General features: G+C 71.8%; 16 protein-coding genes and 1 pseudogene. 11 read left to right on the top strand and 6 right to left on the bottom strand.

Annotation, left to right across the window (positions count from 1 at the left end; translation table 11 throughout):
• Together ABD841_RS24625 and ABD841_RS24630 are read right to left on the bottom strand one after the other, a co-directional pair.
• Window positions 1-288: pseudogene (locus ABD841_RS24625) on the bottom strand (FdrA family protein); the annotation flags it as partial.
• Complete coding sequence (locus ABD841_RS24630) at window positions 278-1,195, bottom strand: oxamate carbamoyltransferase subunit AllH family protein (RefSeq protein WP_344976344.1); 918 nt, start codon at window positions 1,193-1,195, stop codon at window positions 278-280. The gene ABD841_RS24630 and the pseudogene ABD841_RS24625, both read right to left, overlap by 11 nt.
• Before the next feature lie 182 nt (window positions 1,196-1,377).
• On the opposite strand from ABD841_RS24630, the gene ABD841_RS24635 reads away from it, so the two are divergent.
• From ABD841_RS24635 to cutA, 6 genes are all read left to right on the top strand, one after another.
• Window positions 1,378-2,940, top strand: coding sequence for a PucR family transcriptional regulator (locus ABD841_RS24635; RefSeq protein ID WP_344976347.1), 1,563 nt, complete (start codon window positions 1,378-1,380; stop codon window positions 2,938-2,940).
• A gap of 10 nt (window positions 2,941-2,950) precedes the next feature.
• Entirely contained in the window at window positions 2,951-3,166 is a 216-nt protein-coding gene (locus tag ABD841_RS24640; RefSeq protein WP_344976349.1) for an RNA-binding S4 domain-containing protein, read from the top strand.
• 340 nt (window positions 3,167-3,506) lie between these two features.
• Complete coding sequence (locus tag ABD841_RS24645; protein ID WP_344976352.1) at window positions 3,507-4,901, top strand: uracil-xanthine permease family protein; 1,395 nt, start codon at window positions 3,507-3,509, stop codon at window positions 4,899-4,901.
• Window positions 4,898-5,767 carry an FAD binding domain-containing protein gene (locus ABD841_RS24650; RefSeq protein ID WP_344976353.1) on the top strand — a complete coding sequence of 290 codons (870 nt, stop codon included), beginning with the start codon at window positions 4,898-4,900 and terminating at the stop codon, window positions 5,765-5,767. Before ABD841_RS24645 ends, ABD841_RS24650 begins: the two co-directional genes overlap by 4 nt.
• Window positions 5,760-6,236 carry a (2Fe-2S)-binding protein gene (locus tag ABD841_RS24655; protein WP_344976356.1) on the top strand — a complete coding sequence of 159 codons (477 nt, stop codon included), beginning with the start codon at window positions 5,760-5,762 and terminating at the stop codon, window positions 6,234-6,236. Before ABD841_RS24650 ends, ABD841_RS24655 begins: the two co-directional genes overlap by 8 nt.
• Window positions 6,237-6,269: 33 nt before the next feature.
• Window positions 6,270-8,657, top strand: a complete 2,388-nt coding sequence (cutA, locus tag ABD841_RS24660) for an aerobic carbon-monoxide dehydrogenase large subunit (RefSeq protein ID WP_344976358.1) — start codon at window positions 6,270-6,272, stop codon at window positions 8,655-8,657.
• A gap of 182 nt (window positions 8,658-8,839) precedes the next feature.
• On the opposite strand, the gene ABD841_RS24665 is transcribed toward cutA, so the two are convergent.
• The 3 genes from ABD841_RS24665 to ABD841_RS24675 all read right to left on the bottom strand — a co-directional run bounded on the left by ABD841_RS24665 (window position 8,840) and on the right by ABD841_RS24675 (window position 12,600).
• Entirely contained in the window at window positions 8,840-9,058 is a 219-nt protein-coding gene (locus tag ABD841_RS24665; protein ID WP_344976360.1) for a hypothetical protein, read from the bottom strand.
• 1,150 nt (window positions 9,059-10,208) lie between these two features.
• Window positions 10,209-11,150 (bottom strand): cytochrome d ubiquinol oxidase subunit II, encoded by a 942-nt coding sequence (cydB, locus tag ABD841_RS24670; protein ID WP_344976363.1) that lies wholly within the window; start codon window positions 11,148-11,150, stop codon window positions 10,209-10,211.
• A gap of 10 nt (window positions 11,151-11,160) precedes the next feature.
• A complete protein-coding gene (locus ABD841_RS24675) occupies window positions 11,161-12,600 on the bottom strand; it encodes a cytochrome ubiquinol oxidase subunit I (protein ID WP_344976366.1) in 1,440 nt (479 codons plus the stop codon).
• Window positions 12,601-13,181: 581 nt separating this feature from the next.
• On the opposite strand from ABD841_RS24675, the gene ABD841_RS24680 reads away from it, so the two are divergent.
• On the top strand, window positions 13,182-13,697 hold the full coding sequence (locus tag ABD841_RS24680) for a hypothetical protein (protein WP_344976367.1): 516 nt from the start codon (window positions 13,182-13,184) through the stop codon (window positions 13,695-13,697).
• Between the two features lie 353 nt (window positions 13,698-14,050).
• On the opposite strand, the gene ABD841_RS24685 is transcribed toward ABD841_RS24680, so the two are convergent.
• Window positions 14,051-14,680 (bottom strand): polysaccharide deacetylase family protein, encoded by a 630-nt coding sequence (locus ABD841_RS24685; RefSeq protein WP_344976370.1) that lies wholly within the window; start codon window positions 14,678-14,680, stop codon window positions 14,051-14,053.
• On the opposite strand from ABD841_RS24685, the gene ABD841_RS24690 reads away from it, so the two are divergent.
• The 4 genes from ABD841_RS24690 to ABD841_RS24705 all read left to right on the top strand — a co-directional run bounded on the left by ABD841_RS24690 (window position 14,661) and on the right by ABD841_RS24705 (window position 18,564).
• On the top strand, window positions 14,661-14,927 hold the full coding sequence (locus tag ABD841_RS24690) for a hypothetical protein (RefSeq protein ID WP_344976372.1): 267 nt from the start codon (window positions 14,661-14,663) through the stop codon (window positions 14,925-14,927). The two genes, ABD841_RS24685 and ABD841_RS24690, sit on opposite strands and share 20 nt — an antisense overlap.
• A gap of 637 nt (window positions 14,928-15,564) precedes the next feature.
• Window positions 15,565-16,521 (top strand): fatty acid desaturase family protein, encoded by a 957-nt coding sequence (locus ABD841_RS24695; RefSeq protein WP_344976513.1) that lies wholly within the window; start codon window positions 15,565-15,567, stop codon window positions 16,519-16,521.
• Between the two features lie 87 nt (window positions 16,522-16,608).
• The gene (locus tag ABD841_RS24700) at window positions 16,609-17,364 is read left to right on the top strand and encodes an SRPBCC family protein (RefSeq protein WP_344976375.1); all 756 of its coding nucleotides are present in this window, start codon (window positions 16,609-16,611) and stop codon (window positions 17,362-17,364) included.
• Window positions 17,365-17,664: 300 nt separating this feature from the next.
• Window positions 17,665-18,564 carry a hypothetical protein gene (locus ABD841_RS24705; RefSeq protein WP_344976378.1) on the top strand — a complete coding sequence of 300 codons (900 nt, stop codon included), beginning with the start codon at window positions 17,665-17,667 and terminating at the stop codon, window positions 18,562-18,564.
• The last annotated feature ends 490 nt before the right edge of the window (window positions 18,565-19,054 follow it).

A 19,054-nucleotide genomic window follows, 5' to 3' on the forward strand; every position in this document is an offset into this window, starting at 1 on the left:
CCCGGCCGGCGCCAGCCCGGCGAGCCCGGCCCGCAGCCGGTCCAACTCGGCCGAGGCGGCCTCCAGCGCGCCCGGCTCGCCGCCGCGCAGCGCGATCAGCAGGTCCGCGGGCCCGGCCGGGGGGAGGTCGAAGCCGAGTTCGGCCGCGATGCCCAGGTTGAGCTCGGTGGCCATCGCCACCACCGCGACCTCCACGCCGGGCAGCGCGCCGGCCGCCTGGCTGATCCGCATCAGGCTCACGGAGTCGTGGTAGACACCCGTGCGCACCTGGACCACATCAGTGCTCAATGCCCCTGCCCTCCAGATCGATCACCGCGGCGAGCCCGATCCGCACCCCCCAGGCCAGGTCGGCCCCGGAGGTGTGGCCCAGCTGCAGCAGCCGGTGCAGCGCGGGCTCCAGGGACTGCCGCCCGGCCAGGCCGCGCAGCACGGCCAGCACCTCGCCGCTGGCCTCGCCCCGGGCGGCGCAGTGCAGCAGCGTCGCCGAGATGGGGGTGGTCCGGCCCCGGGCGTTGAAGGTGACCGCGGCGGCCAGCCAGCCGGCGAGCCGGACGGCCCTGTCCACCCCGGCCGCGCCGCCCAGGTGGCGCAGCGCCACCAGCAGCCCGGCGAGCACGTCGTCGCCGCTCGGGGTGAGCCCGGGGCCCAGGCCGACCAGCTGCTCGGCGGCCGTCACGCTCTTGAGCAGCGATCCCTCGGCGCACCCCTGGGCCAGCAGGCCGGCCGCGCCGTTGCCCTCCAGCCCGGGGCGCCTCGGCGAGTGATCGCACAACTCGGCCATCTCGGGCAGCGTGCGGGCCAGTCGCGCCGTCCGTACGGAGCCGAGCGGCGGGGCGGGGTTCCACCAGCGGTGGGCCCGCAGGCTGAGCCCCCCGAGGTCGATCGAGCCGTCACCCACGTACGCCTCGTCGCCCACCGCGACCCGCGGCATCGGGCCGGTGACGACCATGGCGTTGGGCAGGCGGGTGGCCTCCCCGGTGACCACCGCGATCACCTGGGGTTCCAGCTCGGTGCGGACCTCCAGGTAGACCCCGGCGGGGAAGGCCGCGAGCACCCGCGCGGGACGGCGGGGCGACTCCAGCGTCCGGCGCAGTGTCGTGCTGGCCGCGCCGGTGCCGTGCGTCCGCGCGTGCACGCGCTGCCGGGCCCCGGGCCGGACCCCGGGCTGTGTCCCGGGACGCGTTCCGACGGTCATGAACGCCCCTGTGCGAAGGCGTTCTCTCCTGCGGTTCGCTCGATGCGCTCGCTCACGACTCCCCCATCCGTTGAGCCGACGGTAGAACGGGGGATGGACGAGGCCGTACGGAGAAAGCTGCCAACAGTCTGCCCAAAGGTTGGCTCTTCCTGACAGACGGGTCCATCGGTCACAATCGCCTCATGGAACCTCCCGTGCGCCTGGCGAGCACCGGCACGATCATCCATGGCGTCGCCGTCGGCGAGGTCCTCGGCGTCTCGACGCTGGCGGGAGCCCGGCTGATCGCGGGGGAGCGGGGGTTGGACCGCATCGTGCAGCGCCTCAACGTGATGGAGGTGCCCGACGTCCTCGCCTGGGTCAAGCCGAACGAACTGCTCCTGACCACCGGCTACCCGCTGCGCAACACGCCCCAGTCGCTCGGCCGGCTGGTGGCCGACCTCGACGAGCGGGGACTTGCCGCGCTCGCCATCAAGCTCGGCCGCTACCTGGACGAGCTGCCCGAGGAGATGGTGGAGCAGGCCGACCGGCTGGGCTTCCCGCTCATCCAGCTTCCCGACGACGTCGGCTTCGACGACATCCTCAACCAGGTGCTGACCGACATCCTCAACCGCCAGGCCGCCGTGCTGGCCAGGGCGGAGGAGGCACACCGGGCGCTGGTCCAGGTCGTGCTCGCCGGGGGCGGGCTGCGCGAGGTGACGGCCGAGGTCGCCGGGCTCCTGGGCGTGGCCGTGGCCGTGCTGGACGGCACCGGCCAGGTGCTGGCCGCGGCCGGGCCCGCCGAGCACCTGACCGCGCTGCGCGGCGATGCCGAGGACCGGCGGACCTCGGTGCCCGTCGTCGCGGGCGGTCACCACCACGGCCGGATCGTCGCCTGCGGCCCCGTCGGCTCGATCGGTGACAGCGACATCGGCATTCTGGAACGTGCCGCCACGGTCGCCGCGCTGGTGGTGACCCGGCAGGAGGCGGTCAACGCGGTCGAGAGCAAGTACCGCGCCGACTTCCTGCGCGACGTGCTCACCGGCAGGGCGGGCGGCTCGGAACGGGTCGCCTCGCGGGCCAAGGCGTTCGGCTGGGACCTGCAGCGCCCGGTCACCGTGCTGGTGGCCGAGCTCGACCCGGAGGGCGACGAGCGGATCGCCCAGGACCGCCTGGTCGCCTGCTGGACCGCCGCGATGCGCCGCCACGACCCGCGCGGGGCGGTGGCCGGGTTCTCCCACGAGGTCGTCACGGTCGTGGACGCCTCCGTCGACGCGGGCCGGCTGGCCAAGGACGCCGCCGCCGCGTTCGCCGAGTGCCTGCCCGCCACCTTCTCCACCGGCGCGAGCCGCACCGCCGTCGGGGCCGAGGCGCTGCCGGAGGCGTACGGCCAGGCGCTGAAGGCGGCCCGGGTCGGCCGCCAGCTCCACGGTCACGGCGCGGTCGCCCACTTCGACCAGCTCGGCGTCTACCGCCTGCTCTCGCTGGTGAACGACACCGCCGAGCTGCACGCCTTCGTCCGTGAGACGCTCGGCCCGCTCGCCTCCGACGACGACGCCGAGAACGCCGATCTGCGCCGCACGCTGCAGGTGCTGCTGGAGACCAACCTCAACGTCGCGGAGACGGCGCGGCGGCTGCACTTCCACTACAACACGCTGCGCTACCGGATCGGCAAGCTGGAGCGCATGCTCGGCGGCTTCACCGAGGACGCCCACCTGCGGCTGAACCTGACCCTGGCCCTCCATGTCCTGCGGATGCGCGGGATCTAGACTCTGGAGCGTGAACGCGACCTTCGAGCTGGAGACCGAGTACATCCCGCTCTGCGACCTGCTCAAATACTGCGGCGTGACCGAGACGGGCGGCCAGGCCAAGCTCCTCATCGCCGACGGCAACGTGCTGGTGGACGGCGAGGTGGAGCTCCGCAAGACCTGCAAGATCCGTGACGGCCAGGTCGTCTCCGGCGACGGCTTCGAGATCCACGTGACGGCCGGGTAACAGCCCCGTACGCCCCGGCCGAGCGGGTTTCCCGTATGTCCCGGCGGGGCACGCCGTCTCCCGGCCGGGGCGGTTCTCACACGTCCCGGCGAAGCGTGCCGTTTCCCGCCCGGCAGGCTCCCGTCCGCGCCCCCGGAGCCCCGACAGGCCGGGCCTCACCGGACATACGGGCTTGTCGTGCGCAAAGCGTCCACTGGTCAGCCGCTCAGATTTGGCAGATCATGACGGTGTATGGGTATGAAACCGGTCCTAATGTGCCCGCAACGACAGCATGGGGACTCGCCGGAGGGATGCCCGCGGGGTGGCCACCGACCGACGGCCCGGTGAAAGGTGGGGCTTGATGGTTGCAGGTTGGACGAAACACGGCGACGGCAAGACACTGGCTCCCGGAGAGGTCGTCAGACCGGACGAGCGGCTCTCCTGGCCGCGCATGGTCGGGTTCGGCGCGCAGCACGTCGTGGCGATGTTCGGCGCGACGTTCGTCTTCCCCCTGGTGATGGGGCTCGACCCCAACGTCGCCATCATGTTCTCGGGCATCGGAACGATCATGTTCCTGCTCATCGTGAAGGGGAGGGTCCCCAGCTACCTGGGGACCAGCGCGTCGTTCGTGGGCGGCGTGCTCGCCATCCGCGGCCTCTTCGGCGGCGACACGCCCACCGCCGACGCGATCGTCACCGGGGCCATCCTCGTCGCCGGGCTCGTCCTCGCGCTCGTCGGCGTGGCGATCCACTTCCTCGGCGTGCAGATCATCCACAGGGTCTTCCCGCCCGTCGTCACCGGTGCGGTGGTCATGCTGATCGGCTTCGGCCTGGCGTACGTCGTCGCGGACGTCTACTGGCCGCAGGACCAGTGGATCGCCCTGATCACGATGACCATCACCTTCGTCATCATCGTGGCCTTCAAGGGCTTCATCGGCCGGATCGGCATCCTGCTCGGCCTGGTCGTCGGTTTCCTGCTCTCCTGGGGGGCCGACCGGGTCTTCGGGGCCATCACCGCCTTCAACGCCGGCACCGGCAAGGTCGACACGCACTTCCGGGTGAACTTCGACGCCGTGGCCAAGGCCGACTGGATCGGCCTGCCGAACATGCACTTCCCGGACGTCAGGTTCTCCGCGGTCCTGCTGGTGCTCCCGGCCGTGATCGCGCTGGTCGCCGAGAACATCGGCCACGTCAAGGCCGTCGGCGAGATGACCCGCACCGACGTCGACCCGTACATCGGCCGCGCCATCCTCGGCGACGGCGCCGCCACCGTGGTCGCCTCCACCTTCGGCGGCTCCCCGACCACCACCTACGCCGAGAACATCGGCGTCATGGCCGCCACCCGGGTCTACTCCACGGCCGCCTACTACATCGCCGCGGTCATCGCGATCCTGTTCGGCCTGTGCCCCAAGTTCGGCGCGCTGGTCGCCGCCACGCCGGGCGGCGTGCTCGGCGGCATCACCGTCATCCTGTACGGCATGATCGGCCTGCTCGGCGCGAAGATCTGGATCGAGAACCGGGTCGACTTCTCCGACCCGGTGAACCTCGTCCCGATCGGGGCGGGGATCATCCTCGCCATCGGCCCGATCAGGCACATGATCAGCTCTGAGTTCACGCTTGAGGGCATCGCGCTGGGCACCATCGTGGTAGTGGTTGGCTACCACGTGCTCCGGGCCATCGGCGGCCGGACCGGCACCGACGTCGGCGCCGACGCCGGCCGGCAGGGGCCCAAGACGCGAGGAGAGGCAACCGGGTGAAGCCACCCCCGTTCGACTACCACGCTCCCCGCACCCTCGGCGAGGCGCTCGACACCCTCGCGGGGGTCGGGGAGCACGGCAAGGTGCTCGCCGGCGGGCAGAGCCTGATCCCGCTGCTCAACATGCGGCTGGCCGCACCCGAGCACCTCGTCGACATCAACCGCCTGTCCGAGCTGGCGAGCCTCGACGTCGAGCCCGGCGGCGTCCGGGTCGGCGCCCTGGCCAGGCACGCCCAGGTGGAACGCGCCGAGCAGGTCGCCGCCGCCCAGCCGCTGCTGCGCCAGGCGCTCCGCCTGGTCGCCCACCCGGTGATCCGCAACCGGGGCACGGTGGTCGGCAGCCTCGCCCACGCCGACCCGGCCGCCGAGCTGCCCGCCGTGCTCACCCTGCTGGGCGGCTCGGTGCGCCTGGCACGGCCCGGCGCCGTCCGCGACGTCCCGGCGGACGCCTTCTTCACCGGCCCGCTGGAGTCGGCGATCGAGCCGGGCGAGCTGGCCGTCTCCGCGTTCTTCCCCGCCCTGCCCCCGCGTTCCGGCACCGCCTTCCGTGAGATCGCCAGGCGGCACGGCGACTACGCCCTGGCCGGGATCGCGGCGCTGGTCGGCCTCGACGACGACCTGCGGATCACCAGGGCCGCGGTGGCGTGCGTGAGCCTCGGCCCCGTCCCGGTGCTCGTCGACGTCACCGAGGCCGTCGGCCACCGGCCCGCCGCCTCGGCCGACTGGGCCGCGGCCGCGCACGCCGTACGGGAACGGATCGAGCCGGAGGCCGACATCCACGCGACCGCCGCCTACCGGCGGCACCTCGCCGGAGTCCTCGCCGAGCGGGCCCTCCGTGACGCCGCCAGGGAGGCCGCCGATGCATGAGATCACGCTGACCGTCAACGGGGTGGTCCGGCAGGTCGCCGTGCCGGGACGGCGGCTGCTGTCCGACTGCCTCCGCCACGATCTCGGGCTGACCGGCACGCACGTCGGGTGCGAGCACGGTGTCTGCGGCTGCTGCACGGTGCTGCTGGACGGCGAGCCCGTCCGCTCCTGCCTGACCTTCGCGGTCAGCGTCGACGGGCACGAGATCACCACCGTGGAAGGGCTGGCCGCCCCCGACGGCACCCTCTCCCCAGTGCAGCGGGCCTTCGCCGAGTGCCACGGCCTGCAGTGCGGCTTCTGCACGCCCGGTTTCCTGTGCACGGTGACCGCGCTGCTGCGGGAGAACCCGGCCCCGACGGACGAGGAGGTGCTGGAGGGCGTCTCCGGCAACCTCTGCCGCTGCACGGGGTATCAGAACATCGTCAAGTCCGTCCACCGCGCCGCCGAGATCATGGCGGAGGACCGGTGACCGGGCTGGGCGGGCGAGGCAGGTGAGGCGGGCATGACCACGAAACTGTTCGGCGAGCCGGTCCGGCGGCGCGAGGACCCCCGGCTGCTGACCGGCCGGGGGCTCTACCTCGACGACCTGGGACCCGGGGCCCTCGCGGCGGCGTTCGTCCGCTCCCCGCACGCCCACGCCCGCATCCGCGACATCGACGTCTCGGACGCCGTCGAGGTCGACGGGCTGGTGGCGATCTACACCTGGGAGGACCTGCCGGGCGCGCTCGCCCAGCCGCTGCCACTGCTCATCCCGCACCCGGCGCTGACCCACGGCCGCACCGCCCACCCGCTCGCCCGCGAGATCGTCAGGCACGTCGGCGAGCCCGTCGTGATGGTCGTCGCCCGTGACCGCTACCTCGCCGAGGACGCTTGCGCGCTCATCCGGGTCGACTACGAGATCCTCAAACCGGTGGTCGGCGTGGAGGAGGCCGCGCAGTCGGCCCAGCTCGTCCACGCCGACGTGCCGGGCAACGTCGGCGCGCACCTGGTCCAGGAGGTGCCCTCGGCGGCCGGGCTCGGGGTGCGCGAGGTCATCGAGAACGCGCCGCACACGCTGGCCTTCCGGCTCGACATCGAACGCAGCGCGTCCATGCCGCTGGAGGGGCGCGGCGTCCACGCCCGCTGGGACGCCGACGACCGCTCCCTGCGCGTCTACTCCAGCACCCAGACCTCCACCAGCGTCCGGATGGCCATCGCGGCCAAGCTCGGGCTGCCGCTGCCCAAGGTCGAGGTGATCGCCCCGGACGTGGGCGGCGGGTTCGGCGTGAAGATCGTGCATCCGTGGCCGGAGGAGATCCTGGTTCCGTGGGCGGCGATGACGCTCGGCCAGGAGATCAAGTGGACCGAGGACCGGCGCGAGCACTTCGTCTCCTCCGCCCACGAGCGGGCCCAGGTGCAGTTCGTCCGCGTCGGCTTCGACGGCGACGGCCGGGTCCTGGGCCTGGACGTGAACATCCTGCACGACCACGGCGCCTACACGCCGTACGGGATCATCGTCCCGATCATCACCTCCACCCAGCTCCTCGGCCCCTACAAGATCGGGGCGTACCGGGTGGAGTTCTCGTCGATCTACACCAACACCGTGCAGGTCACCCCGTACCGGGGCGCGGGCCGCCCGCAGGCGGTCTTCTGCATGGAACGGACGATGGACCACATCGCCCGGTACCTCGGGCTCGACCGCACGGCGGTGCGGGCGGCCAACTTCATCCAGCCCGACGAGTTCCCCTACGACCAGGGCCTGATCTTCCAGGACGGCCGCCCGCTGATCTACGACAGCGGCGACTACCCCGAGTCGCTGCGGATGCTCAAGGAGATGATCGGCTGGGACTCCTTCCCCGAGGAGAAGACCCGGGCCGAGGCCGAGGGGCGCAGGATCGGGATCGGCATCGGCTGCTACGTCGAGGGCACCGGCGTCGGCCCCTACGAGGGCGGCCACGTCCAGGTCACCTCCGACGGCCGGGTCCACGTCTCCACCGGGCTCACCTCGCAGGGCCAGGGCCACGAGACCGTGTTCGCGCAGATCGCCGCCGCCGAGCTGGGCGTGCCGCTGGACCGGGTCTCGGTCGTCACCGGCGACACCCGCAGGTTCGGCTACGCGGTCGGCACGTTCGCCTCCCGGGCCGCGGTGATGAGCGGCAACGCCATCGCCCTGGCCTGCCGGAAGGTCAGGGAGAAGGCCCTGCGCATCGCCGCCGACGCGCTGGAGGCCGACCCCCGCGACCTGGAGATCGTCGACGGCGAGGTGCAGGTCGTGGGCGCCCCGGGGGCGTCGATCCCGCTGGCCACCGTGGCGGTGCTGTCCAACCCGCTGCGCTACGCCTTCGACGAGGAGGCGGCCAGGGCGACCCAGTTCGCCGGGACCGCCTCCTTCGACCGGCCGCCGGTGGCCGAGGGGGAGGAGCCGGGGCTGGAGGGGCGCGACTACTACTCGCCGCTCCGCTCGACGTTCGCCTCCGGCATGCACGCGGCGATCGTCGAGACCGACCCGCTGACGGCGGAGATCCGCATCCTGCGCTACGCCGTCGTCCACGACTGCGGCAACCTGATCAACCCCATGATCGTCGAGGGCCAGATCCACGGCGGGGTCGCCCAGGGCGTCGGCGGAGCCCTGTACGAGCGGATGGTCTACGACGGCCACGGCCAGTTGCTGAACGCCTCGTTCATGGACTTCCTCATGCCGTACGCCACCGAGGTGCCCGCCATCGAGACCGCGCACCTGCAGACCCCGTCCCCGCTCAACCCCCTGGGCATCAAGGGGGCGGGCGAGGCCGGCGTCATCCCGGTCTCGGCGGTGATCGCCTCGGCCGTCGAGGACGCCGAGGGGATCGCGATCGACAGGATGCCCATCTCCCCGTCGGAGCTGTTCGACCTCCGCCGCGCGGCGGGCTGAGCTCCCGCCCGGACACCACCGGGACGGCGGCCGCTCCCCGCGGAGGTCGCCGTCCCCGGCTCCGTGTCCCGTGACCTCGGAGGGTCCCGGCCCCGTGTCCCGTGACCTCGGAGGACCCCGTGAACGTGGCGGGGCCGCCGTCATGCCGCCGCCATGGCGTGACGGCGGCCCGTTTTCCGGGGTCAGTCCAGGAAAGCGTGAAGGCCGACGATCGTGGCGCCGGAAGCGGTCAGACCCGTGACGATCGCGAGCGGGATCAGGACGCCGCCCATGAACGACAGAGCGCCCATCAGGATCCCGACGCCGGCCGCGGCGAAGAGGATCACAAGGGTCCTGAGCGTGAACAGCGGAGGTTTCGCCGGGGGCGGGGCATCACCCCACGGCGGGGTACTGTGAGACATGAAGACCTCTTCGTGACGTTGAGCGTCTGACGGCTCCCCGCCTGGCCGCGGGGGGCCGTTGCTTTTGCAACGACCGCGCAAGTATGAGCGGCTTTCCCGGGTTACCTCCTTGATAATGGCTTTTGTCCGCTTTAGTGGTTCTAGCTGTTGTATGCCCGAGGGCGGGTGGCGGCCCTTGTTCCCGGCCCTCTCCCCGGACGGCTCCGCCCGCCCCCGGCGGGCCCCGGTGGCAGGGGGCGACCTCGGGGTGACACGGCGGCCACCGAGGATTCCCGCGGGCGAAGAAGGGCGAAGCACGGTCACCCGCCGAGCAAACTCGCCGGCGGCGAACCGCCGTGGACGCCGAACAAGGATTGACTGGCAGTATCGATATGCCGACACTCTACCGAACGGATGTTCGATGAAGGGGTCGGGCAATGCAAACTGAATGCGATTGTTCGTCGGCATACTTCCTGGAAATGGCGATGCCTTAGCGGAAAAAATCGCTATTTGCCTGTTTTGATGCTTTTGTTGTTTTTCATTCTCCGGCCGCGCGGCCACGGCCGGATGCGGACGCCTGACCGGGCCGGGGCCACCGAGGGTGACAGGGCCGTCCGCCCCGGCGCCGGCCGGTGAGGTGCGCGGCCGCGCTCCGCCCGCCTCACCGTCGGGCGGTACGCAGGCCGCCGGCGTCGTACGGCAGCACGTCGTCACCGGCGGCCACCGTCAGGACGAGCCCGTTGCCGCTGAAGGCCACGGTGGACCTGGCCGGTCTTCGAGGGCTGCCGTGGAATGCGCCGGAGCCCGTCCCGTCGCGGAGGCGACCCGACGCCCGTAGGGCCGGGTCCGCGTCCTTCCGCTCGCGTCAGGCGATCCGGTATCGGTTCTCGTCGACCGCGGCGACATCCTCCTCGTCGAAGATCTCGTGCTTGACGTCGTCCCAACGGTCGTCCCAACGGTGGAACGTGGTCATCGCCCATGCCCCTTCGGTGATGCTTCTAGCCGGCTGATCCATTCGGCGAAGAGATTCTCCGCGAGCGGTATCGCCTTGCCGTACCGGGCATCCGGTGACCGGTGAACGCACCCCGGGCGATGAGGTGCGTTCACCGGCGGTTCGGCGTTCGGGAGGCCCGGTGCTCGGAAGGTTCGGCGGTTCGGGAGGCCCGGTGCCTCAGGAGGCTCCGGCGACCAGGCGCTTGCGGAAGACCCAGTACGACCAGGCCTGGTAGCCCAGGACGAACGGCAGGGCGATCAGGCCGATCCAGGTCAGCACGCCCAGCGTGTACGGGCCGGAGGCGGCCTCGGCGACGGTGAGGCCGGGGAACGGGGCGGGCCAGAGCGCGCCGAACAGGGCGGCGGAGCCGAGCACGATGGACGAGGCGGTGGCCGCGAACGCCCAGCCGTCCCGGCCGCGCCAGGTCAGCGCGACCCCCGCGGCCAGGACCGCCACCGCGGCCAGCGCGCACGCCCACAGCCACGGGGCCGCGGTCCAGCCGGCGGGCGCCGCGTCGGGGGCGGGGATGCCGGACAGGGCCACCGCCGCCGCGGGCACCGCCACCGCGGCGGCGATCATCGCGGCGCGGCGGGCCCGCGAGCGCACCGGGCCCGAAGTCTTGAGCGCGACGAAGACCGCCCCGTGCAGCACGCACAGCGACAGCGAGAACACCCCGCCCACCAGGGCGGCCGTCGCGCTGTTGCGCAGCAGGTCGGCGAAGACGGCGCCCCACAGGAACGCGGGCAGCGCGCTGCCGACCAGGACGCCCGCGTCGCACCACGCGCGGTCGGAGGCGTGCTGCACCTTGCCCCGCCACTCCAGGCCGATGCCGCGCACGATGAGCCCGACCAGGACCAGCACGACCGGCAGGTAGAACTCGCTGAGCAGCCCGGCGTACCAGGCGGGGAACGCGGCGAACATCGCGCCGACGGCGGTGATCAGCCAGACCTCGTTGCCGTCCCAGACGGGGCCGATCGTGCCGAGGACCTGCTTGCGCTCCGCCTCGCTCCGCGAGAGCACCGGCGCCAGCATGCCCACGCCGAAGTCGAAGCCCTCCAGCACGAAGTAGCCCGTCCAGAGGAACGCGATGACCGCGAACCAGAAGGTGGTCAGTTCCATCGTTCCCGCCTCAGTACATCAGGGTCGGCTGGAGCCGGGCGCCCGCGTCCTCGCTGTCGCGGGGCGACGGCGGCGCCGGCGGAGTCACGGCGACGGGCTCGGGGCCCGCCTTCACGTAGCGCACCAGCAGGACGACCTCGGCCAGCGCGAGCGCGCCGTACAGCGCGGTGAAGATCGCCAGTGAGATGGCCACCTCGGTCAGGCTGACGCCGGGGGAGACGCTCGCCGCGGTGAGCAGCTCGCCCTGGACGGTCCACGGCTGGCGCCCGATCTCGCTGAGCAGCCATCCCGCGATCATCGCGATGGTCGGCAGCGGCAGAGCCAGCAGGCAGACCCGGGCGAACCAGGCCGGGATCTCGCGCGGCGGGCGGGGGTCGCGGCGGCGCTTGCGGGTCAGCCAGAGGCCCAGAACCGACAGGCCCGCCACCGACAGGCCGAAAGTGATCATCACGCGGAAGGACCAGAAGACCACGGGCAGGTTCGGCCGGTAGTCGCCGGGGCCGAACTGCTTCTCGAACCGGGTCTGCAGGTCCTCGGTGCCCTGGATCACGGCGTTCGGGTCGTTGGTGGCCAGGAAGCTGAGCAGCATGGGCACCTCCACCCCCGGTACGGGAGAGAACGGCGCGCCGGCCGTGTCGCGCTCCAGCCCTTCGGCGGCGGCGAGCTTCATCGGCTGCTGCTCGTGCAGCAGCTTGGCGGAGAGGTCGCCGCTGCCCGCGACCACGGCCCCGGCGATCGCCGTCATGACCAGCGCCGCCCGCATCGGGGTGCGCCAGATGTCCGTGCCGCCGTGCCGCACCTGCCCGGCGCGGCCGGGGTCGGCCCGGCGCTCCCGCAGGACGTTGTAGCCGCAGACCGCCAGCACGAACCCGCCGGCGACCACGAACGCGGCCGCGATCACGTGCGGTACCTGGGCGAGCGCGGTGGAGTTGGTGAGCACCGCCCACAGGTCCGTCATCCGGGCCTTGCCGTCGACGACCTCGTACCCGACCGGGTGCTTCATCCAGGCGTTGGCGGCGAGGATGAAGTACGCCGACAGGTTGGACCCGATGACCGCGGCCCAGATGGTGGCCAGGTGGATGCGCTTGGGCAGCTTGTCCCAGCCGAAGATCCACAGGCCGATGAAGGTCGACTCCAGGAAGAACGCGAGCAGCGCCTCCAGGGCGAGCGGGGCGCCGAAGACGTCACCGACGAAGACCGAGTATTCGCTCCAGTTCATGCCGAACTGGAACTCCTGCACGATGCCCGTCACCACGCCCATGGCAAAGTTGATCAGGAAGAGCTTCCCGAAGAACTTCGTGAGCCGGAGGTAGTGCTCCTTGCCCGTGCGGTGCCATGCGGTCTGCAGTCCTGCCACGAAGACGCCGAGGCCGATCGTCAGGGGCACGAAGAGAAAGTGGTACACGGTGGTTACCCCGAACTGCCACCGCGCCAGATCCAGTGCGTCCATCTTCCTCTCGCGGCTCTTGAAGCTCTACGACGTGTAGTTCTACTTCTAGTAGTACTACGGGTTGTAGAGCAATGGGTGGGATGGGCGCCGCGAGCTACTGCGATCTTCGTCACATGGTCCGGTGCGAGACCGCACTTCTCTGCCGGACCAAGATCGCCCCCTTCGGCTCGCGGCGCCTGCTCTCCCCCCTGTGCTGCCGCGAATCCCTCCGCGGCCGTCCCCGGGTGAGGGGACGTACGCCCCGATCCGGCCGGGCCCGTTCACCGGCCCGGCGTCCCCCCGGGGCGCATGACTCAATGGTGGGCGAGAGAGGGCCCGGCGGGCGTCCGCCGCTGGAGGGATTCCCGGGTACGCCGGGCGGCGGACACCGCCGCCGGTTCGGAGGGCCGCCGGGTGGAGCGCCGGCGGCCGCGGTGGATTTCTGGCGTAGCAGCCTTTCGGGTGACCTGAGCACTCTGTATGTGGTTTGTAAGGAAAAGGGCAAGCGTTGGTACAGGGACCTGCAAGCGCGGCGCCTTATCAATGAACCACCCCAGGGGGGAACCGGTACGGAGCCGGTCCGGGGGGTTCAAGGAGAGATCATGATCAAGAGACTGACCGCAGGTCTGCTGGCCGCCGCCGCCGTCGGTGCCGTCGCGCTCGCCACGCCGGCCTCGGCAGCGGCCGCCGCGACCACCGGGAGCGCCGCCACGACCGCCTCGCCGGGCTACGACTACAGCGAGAACTGGGGCACCTACTACTCCCGCAACTACAAGGCCAAGTCGCGCGGCTGGATCGGCGTGGAGTGGGACCAGCACCAGAAGTGGAACCGGGTCGACGTCAAGGGCAAGCTGTACGACCTCGACCACCGCACGTACGCCCAGGGCGGCAAGTGCGCGTACGTGAAGTTCGCGGTCCACCACTTCGGTGACCACCCCGGCAACTGGTACGACGGCAAGAGCTACAGGTACTGCGGTGCCGGTGGCGCCAAGCACTTCACCTTCAGCAAGCACAAGGTCGACAACGTCCGCGTCAAGGTCTGCCAGATCGGCCTGCACAGCTCCCACCCGACCAAGTGCGGCGACTGGGAGTACCTCTACAGCACCGAGAGCGAGTGATCGCTCAGGCGGACCGTGGACGAACAGGTGGACGCTGAACGGCCCGCCCGGGGGGGAACGGGCCGTTCACGCCGTCGGGGACAGTCACACTGTCCCGGACGGTCACACCGCCCTGGACGGTCATACCGTCCAGGGCGGTTGCGTCATCCGGGCCCGGTCACGATGTGGCCGGGCCTTTCGCGCTGCCCTGGCCTTTCGCGCTGCCCGGCCCTGTGCCGTCGGGGCTGTTCATGCCGCCCGGCCCCGGCCACATCGTCCCGACCGTTCATGCCATCCGGGCCCGCGCCGCCCGGGATGGTCACGTCGCCCGGGGCGCGGTACGGGGCGTTCGCGTCACCCGGGGCGCGGTACGGCTACCGGAGCGCGGCCTTCAGGTAGGCGTCGAGGTTGCCGAGCTCGAACCCCCGGCGCTTGATCTTGTTGACGAGGATGCGGAAGTCCCGGGAGAGGTTGGGGCGGAAGTGCAACAGGAGCACATCACCGGGGCGGAGTTTCTTGTCCGGCACCTGGTAGGCGATCTTCCCGCCCGGCTGCACGGTCGCCGTCCACAGCAGGAGCGCGTCGATGCCGCAGGCCTTGGCCGCCTTGCGGGTCAGGCTGTTGTGGTTGCCGAACGGCGGGCGGAACAGGGTGGGCGTCGTGCCGAGATGCCGGCGGATCAGCCTGGAGGTGCCGCAGATCTCGGCCTTCTGCTGCTCGTAGCCGAGCAGCGGCAGGTTCGGGTGGGTCAGCGTGTGGTTCTCGATCGTCGCGCCCGCGTCGCGCAGGTCGCGCACGTAGTCCCACTTGCCGGCGCCCAGGAACCGGCCGCCCTGGGTGGTCGCGTCGCCCGCGCCCTTGGCCTCCACCGCGTCGCGGGTGACGAAGGCCGCGATGGGGATCCGCCGGTCGCGGACCTGCGCCACGAAGCCGGGATCCTGCTCCCAGCCGTCGTCGATGGTCAGGAAGACGACCTTCCGCCTGGTGGGGATGGAGCTGATCACCGGTGGCAGGCCGTCGGCGGGGCGGGAGATCTTCCCCACCTCGCCCGGCCGGGGCACGGCCCCCGGCGGCCCCGCGGGCGGTCGTGCCGGATCGGCCGAGCCGTCCGGTCTCTTCGACGCGCCGGCTGAGGCATCCGGTTTCGAGACGTTCCCGCCGGACCCGGCCCCGGGCCCGTCGGCCCCCGCGGCGGCGCATCCCGCGCTCACCGCCAGAGCCACGATCGCCGCCGCCATCCTGGTCGTCTGAGCGATCATCGATGCCGTGACTCCTCCACCCTCTGAAGAGGGCGGCTTCTCGCTTCCTCTGCCGAGGGAGACGACGGCCAAGCCCTGACCGTTTCGAACAGGAGAACCATAGCGGAGAGGCGATCTTCCCGCCGCGGGAACCCGGTACTCCCCTCGCCGAGGATGATGGACGCCCACCCTGCCGGCGGGCACGGATCCGCTCGCCACGATGATCACCAGCCGGGCCGGGGAACCGCCCGGGAGACGGCGGACACCCGGCGTCGGGAAGACGCGGGCCCGCATCTCAACGGTGTTCACCGGGGCGCGCCCGGTGCGCGGGTCGGCGTGGTAGGGGCAGCCCTACCACGAAGTGGGGTGGGAGCAGGGGTCTCCGGGCGGGGAGGCCACGAAATCCTGGAGAGGCCACTATCCATCCAGTGCCGCTTCACGGCGCTGGTGGCTCATCAGGCCCGTCGAGCGATCCGGCCTATCCGAGGAGAATCGTGCCCGACTCAACAGCGACCGACGCCGCGAATCCCCCCGCCGATCTCACCGACCCCGCCGACCTCGTCGGCTCCGCCGATCCCGCCGATCCCGGGAACGGGACGCGGGGCAGCGACTTCGCCCGCCTGGCGCGCCGGATCACACAGGCGGGGCTGCTGGAGCGGCGTCCCGGCCACTACGCCGTGCGTTCCGTCCTCGTGGGGGCGGCCTTCGCCGGGGGCTGGGCCGCCTTCCTCACGATCGGCGACTCGTGGTACCAGCTGGCGGTCGCCGTGCTCCTCGCCGCGGTGTTCGCGCAGATCGGGCTCCTCGCCCACGACCTGGCCCACCGTCAGGTCTTCCGCTCCCGCCGCTCCAGCGAGATCGCGGGCATGCTGGCGGGGAACCTCGCCATCGGCATGAGCTACGGCTGGTGGATGGACAAGCACACCCGCCACCACGCCAATCCCAACCACGAGGACCACGACCCGGACGTCTCGCCGGACTTCCTTCTCTGGTCGCGCGAGCAGGCCGCCCAGAGCAGGGGCCTGGCCAGGTTCATCGGCCGCCGGCAGGCGTACCTGTTCTTCCCGCTGCTCACGCTGGAGGGGTTCAACCTCCACCTCTCCAGCGTCCGCGCCCTGGCCCGCCCGGTGGTCAAGCGCCGCGGCGTGGAGGCGTCGCTGCTGGCGGCGCACGCGATCCTGTACGTGGGGGCGCTGTTCACCGTCCTGTCACCCGGCAAGGCCGTGGCCTTCCTCCTCCTGCACCAGGCGGTCTTCGGCGTCTACCTGGGCTGCACGTTCGCGCCGAACCACAAGGGCATGCCGACGCTGAGGGGCGAGGACAAGCTCGACTTCCTGCGGCGTCAGGTGCTGACCTCGCGCAACGTGCGCGGCGGCCGGATGCTCGACGCGGTGCTGGGCGGGCTCAACTACCAGATCGAGCATCACCTCTTCCCGAGCATGCCGATGCCCAACCTGCGCCGCGCCCAGCCGATCGTCCGGGCGTACTGCGAGGAACTGGGCGTCGACTACCTGGAGTCCGGAATCGTCGACTCCTACGCCCAGGCGCTACGCCACCTGCACGACGTCGGCGCCCCACTGCGCGCCCGCGCCGGAGCGCCGGGGTGACCCGGACGGCCCTGACAACGGCGACCCGCCGCGACGGGCAGATGTTGCTGTTATCCCTCCGCCCCGTGATTGCCTAGGGTGCTTGGTGTGAAGCTCGCAGGCAGTGCCGTACTCGGCATCGACAGAGATCGTGTGTGGTCAGCGCTCCAGGACCCGGCCGTGCTCGTCCGGACGATCCCGGGGTGCGAACGTCTGGAGGAGACGGCGCCCGACACCTACCGGATGACCGTCACCGCCGGGGTGGCCTCGATCAAGGGCGTCTACCAGGGCGAGGTCTCGCTGTCGGAACCCGACGCCCCGCAGCGGTTCGTGCTCAAGGCCCGGGGGCAGGGCGCGCCCGGCACCGTGGACGCCACCGTGGAGGTCCGCCTCAGCGAGGTCGAGGGCGGTACCCGCGTCGACTACGACGCCGAGGCCGTGGTCGGCGGCATGATCGGCGGTGTCGGTCAGCGCATGCTCACCTCGGTGGCGAAGAAGACCGCGGGCGAGTTCTTCTCCGCGGTGGAGAGCCACCTCGCCTCCGCCTACGCCGGTGAGATCCCCGTTCCCGCCGAGCCCGTTCCCGCGGGGGCCGTACCGGGTGGGGCGGCGGCCGCCGGACTCGCCGTGACGCCTGGACCGGCCGCGGTGACCGAGCCCGCCGCGGCGACCGGACCGGCCGCCGCACGCGCCCCGGAAGCCGCCCGGCCGGTCAGGGCCGCCCACGTCTTCGAACGCCCGGCTCCGCCGCCCAAGCCCGGCGTTCCCCCGTGGTCGCTCCTCGCCGCGTTCGGGATGGGCGCGGGCGTCGCGCTCGGCAGCGCCGTGATCGGCTGGCTGCTCGGCCGCACCGGGAGGCGGTGACCGGTTCGCGGTCCGGCCGCGGCAAAGGACGGTGACCGGTCGCGGGCGGCTGTACGCATCGCCGGTCCGTGGTGAACGCGGGGTCTCCGCCCCGGAGGACGACGCGTCGCAGGTGGCTCGTACGTGCCGCGGGTCCCCGCCTACCCGGTGGCGACGGCCGCAGTGGCCGTGCACCCGGCAGGCCGGGTCGCGTACGCGGCAGGCCGGGTCACGCACCGGGCCAGGGCGTCGGCGACGAGGGTAGGGTCATCCCACCTGTGGGCTCTCGCACATGAGGATCTTCCGGCGTACGGTGTCGGTATGCGCGAGGCACGTGCGGAGGATGCCCGGACCGAAGCCAGACGACTGATCCGTGACCTGCTGGGCGAGGAGCGTCCCGACGCCGCCCTCCTGCTGCGCGAGGCGGGGGCGGCGTTGGGTGCCGACCGCGTCGCCCACTGCGTCGAGCTCGCCCGCGGCGCCCCCCTCACCCGCAGATCGACCGAGCTCGCCGCACTTGCCGGGCTGCTGGTCGGCACCCGCGAGCTGGGGGAGGAGTGGTGGTGGCGCGAGCGCGACGGGAAGCTCCCCACGCCGGACGAGGTGCTCCGCAGCTCGACCGCGGTCGACCCGTGGACCGACCTGACCGTACTGGAGATGCTCGCCGCCTGGGTCGCCGACGACGCGGCCGACGCGCTCTGGGGCCGCCCGCACGTCGCCACCGATCTCAACTCCTGGCAGGCGGAGGACCGGATCGAACTGCCCGGCGACGCCCGGCCGGGGCAGCGGATCGTGGTCTCCTTCGACGCGGGCGGGCGGCTCGACGCGGTCGTCCTGCGCCGCCCGAGCGGTGAGCTGGGGTCCAACCTCGACTTCGACTCGCTGCGTTACTCCCGCCCGGCCGAGGCCCAGTGGAGCTGGGGCGTCGCCGCCGGGCTCGGCCCGCACCACCTGGACGAGCACCCCGACCCGTACGAGCAGCCGGTCGACGCCCGAGCCGCCGGAATCCTGCACGCGTGGGCCCTGCGCCACGGCGCCTCCGCCGACCGGGCCGGCCCGGCCTGGCGGACCCGGGGCGATGTCATCGCCGCGATCGAGCGGATCGACTGGATGTGGCGCAGCGGCGAGTGGTTCGCCTGGTGGCGCGGGGTCTCCGCGCTGGTCGACGGGGAGCCCGAGCAGCTGGCCGCCCGCCTGAAGGAGATCACCGCCGCGCCCTGACCGCTCTGTCCCGCCCCTCCCGGCCGGGGACACCGGAACCACCGCACTTCCCCACCCCCGGCCTGCGTTTTCCGGAAAAGACTCCGGCCGGGCGGACACGGGCCACAACCCTGGGCGGCCACGCCTTTTCTGTGCGTTGTTTGTCTGGCCGCGTCACTTGATGACGCAAAGTCACCGGACGCACGCGTGCGCGGTAACTCGTTTTTTAAACCTGACTCCTCAGTCCTTTATTTGCTCCTTATGTAGATCTTGCGGGCCATGATGATCTACGGGTAATTTCTGATCGTTTGTTTGCATCCGAGGCGCTCCGAACCGACGACCCCGGCTCCGGCCGGGCGCTTGGGCGGGCTGGGGTAACGCGGGAGTTTTCGCTTCCGTGCTGACGTGTTCGGAGGCTGACGGCGTATGCGCCGGAATTTGTCGTGGGCGTTTTCGGCACGCGTGAAGACCTGGGCGTCGGTGGCGATTCTCACTGTGTTGACCCCGGGTC

Source organism: Streptosporangium fragile (assembly GCF_039534445.1).
In the GTDB taxonomy this organism is placed as follows: Bacteria; Actinomycetota; Actinomycetes; order Streptosporangiales; family Streptosporangiaceae; genus Streptosporangium; species Streptosporangium fragile.

Excerpts from the sequence above, each read along its gene's own strand:
- ABD841_RS24630 (WP_344976344.1), bottom strand. The coding sequence starts at position 1,195 with ATGACCGTCGGAACGCGTCCCGGGACACAGCCCGGGGTCCGGCCCGGG.
- ABD841_RS24635 (WP_344976347.1), top strand. The coding sequence starts at position 1,378 with ATGGAACCTCCCGTGCGCCTGGCGAGCACCGGCACGATCATCCATGGC.
- ABD841_RS24645 (WP_344976352.1), top strand. The coding sequence starts at position 3,507 with ATGGTTGCAGGTTGGACGAAACACGGCGACGGCAAGACACTGGCTCCC.
- ABD841_RS24655 (WP_344976356.1), top strand. The coding sequence starts at position 5,760 with ATGCATGAGATCACGCTGACCGTCAACGGGGTGGTCCGGCAGGTCGCC.
- cutA (WP_344976358.1), top strand. The coding sequence starts at position 6,270 with ATGACCACGAAACTGTTCGGCGAGCCGGTCCGGCGGCGCGAGGACCCC.
- ABD841_RS24665 (WP_344976360.1), bottom strand. The coding sequence starts at position 9,058 with ATGTCTCACAGTACCCCGCCGTGGGGTGATGCCCCGCCCCCGGCGAAA.
- cydB (WP_344976363.1), bottom strand. The coding sequence starts at position 11,150 with ATGGAACTGACCACCTTCTGGTTCGCGGTCATCGCGTTCCTCTGGACG.
- ABD841_RS24675 (WP_344976366.1), bottom strand. The coding sequence starts at position 12,600 with ATGGACGCACTGGATCTGGCGCGGTGGCAGTTCGGGGTAACCACCGTG.
- ABD841_RS24680 (WP_344976367.1), top strand. The coding sequence starts at position 13,182 with ATGATCAAGAGACTGACCGCAGGTCTGCTGGCCGCCGCCGCCGTCGGT.
- ABD841_RS24705 (WP_344976378.1), top strand. The coding sequence starts at position 17,665 with ATGCGCGAGGCACGTGCGGAGGATGCCCGGACCGAAGCCAGACGACTG.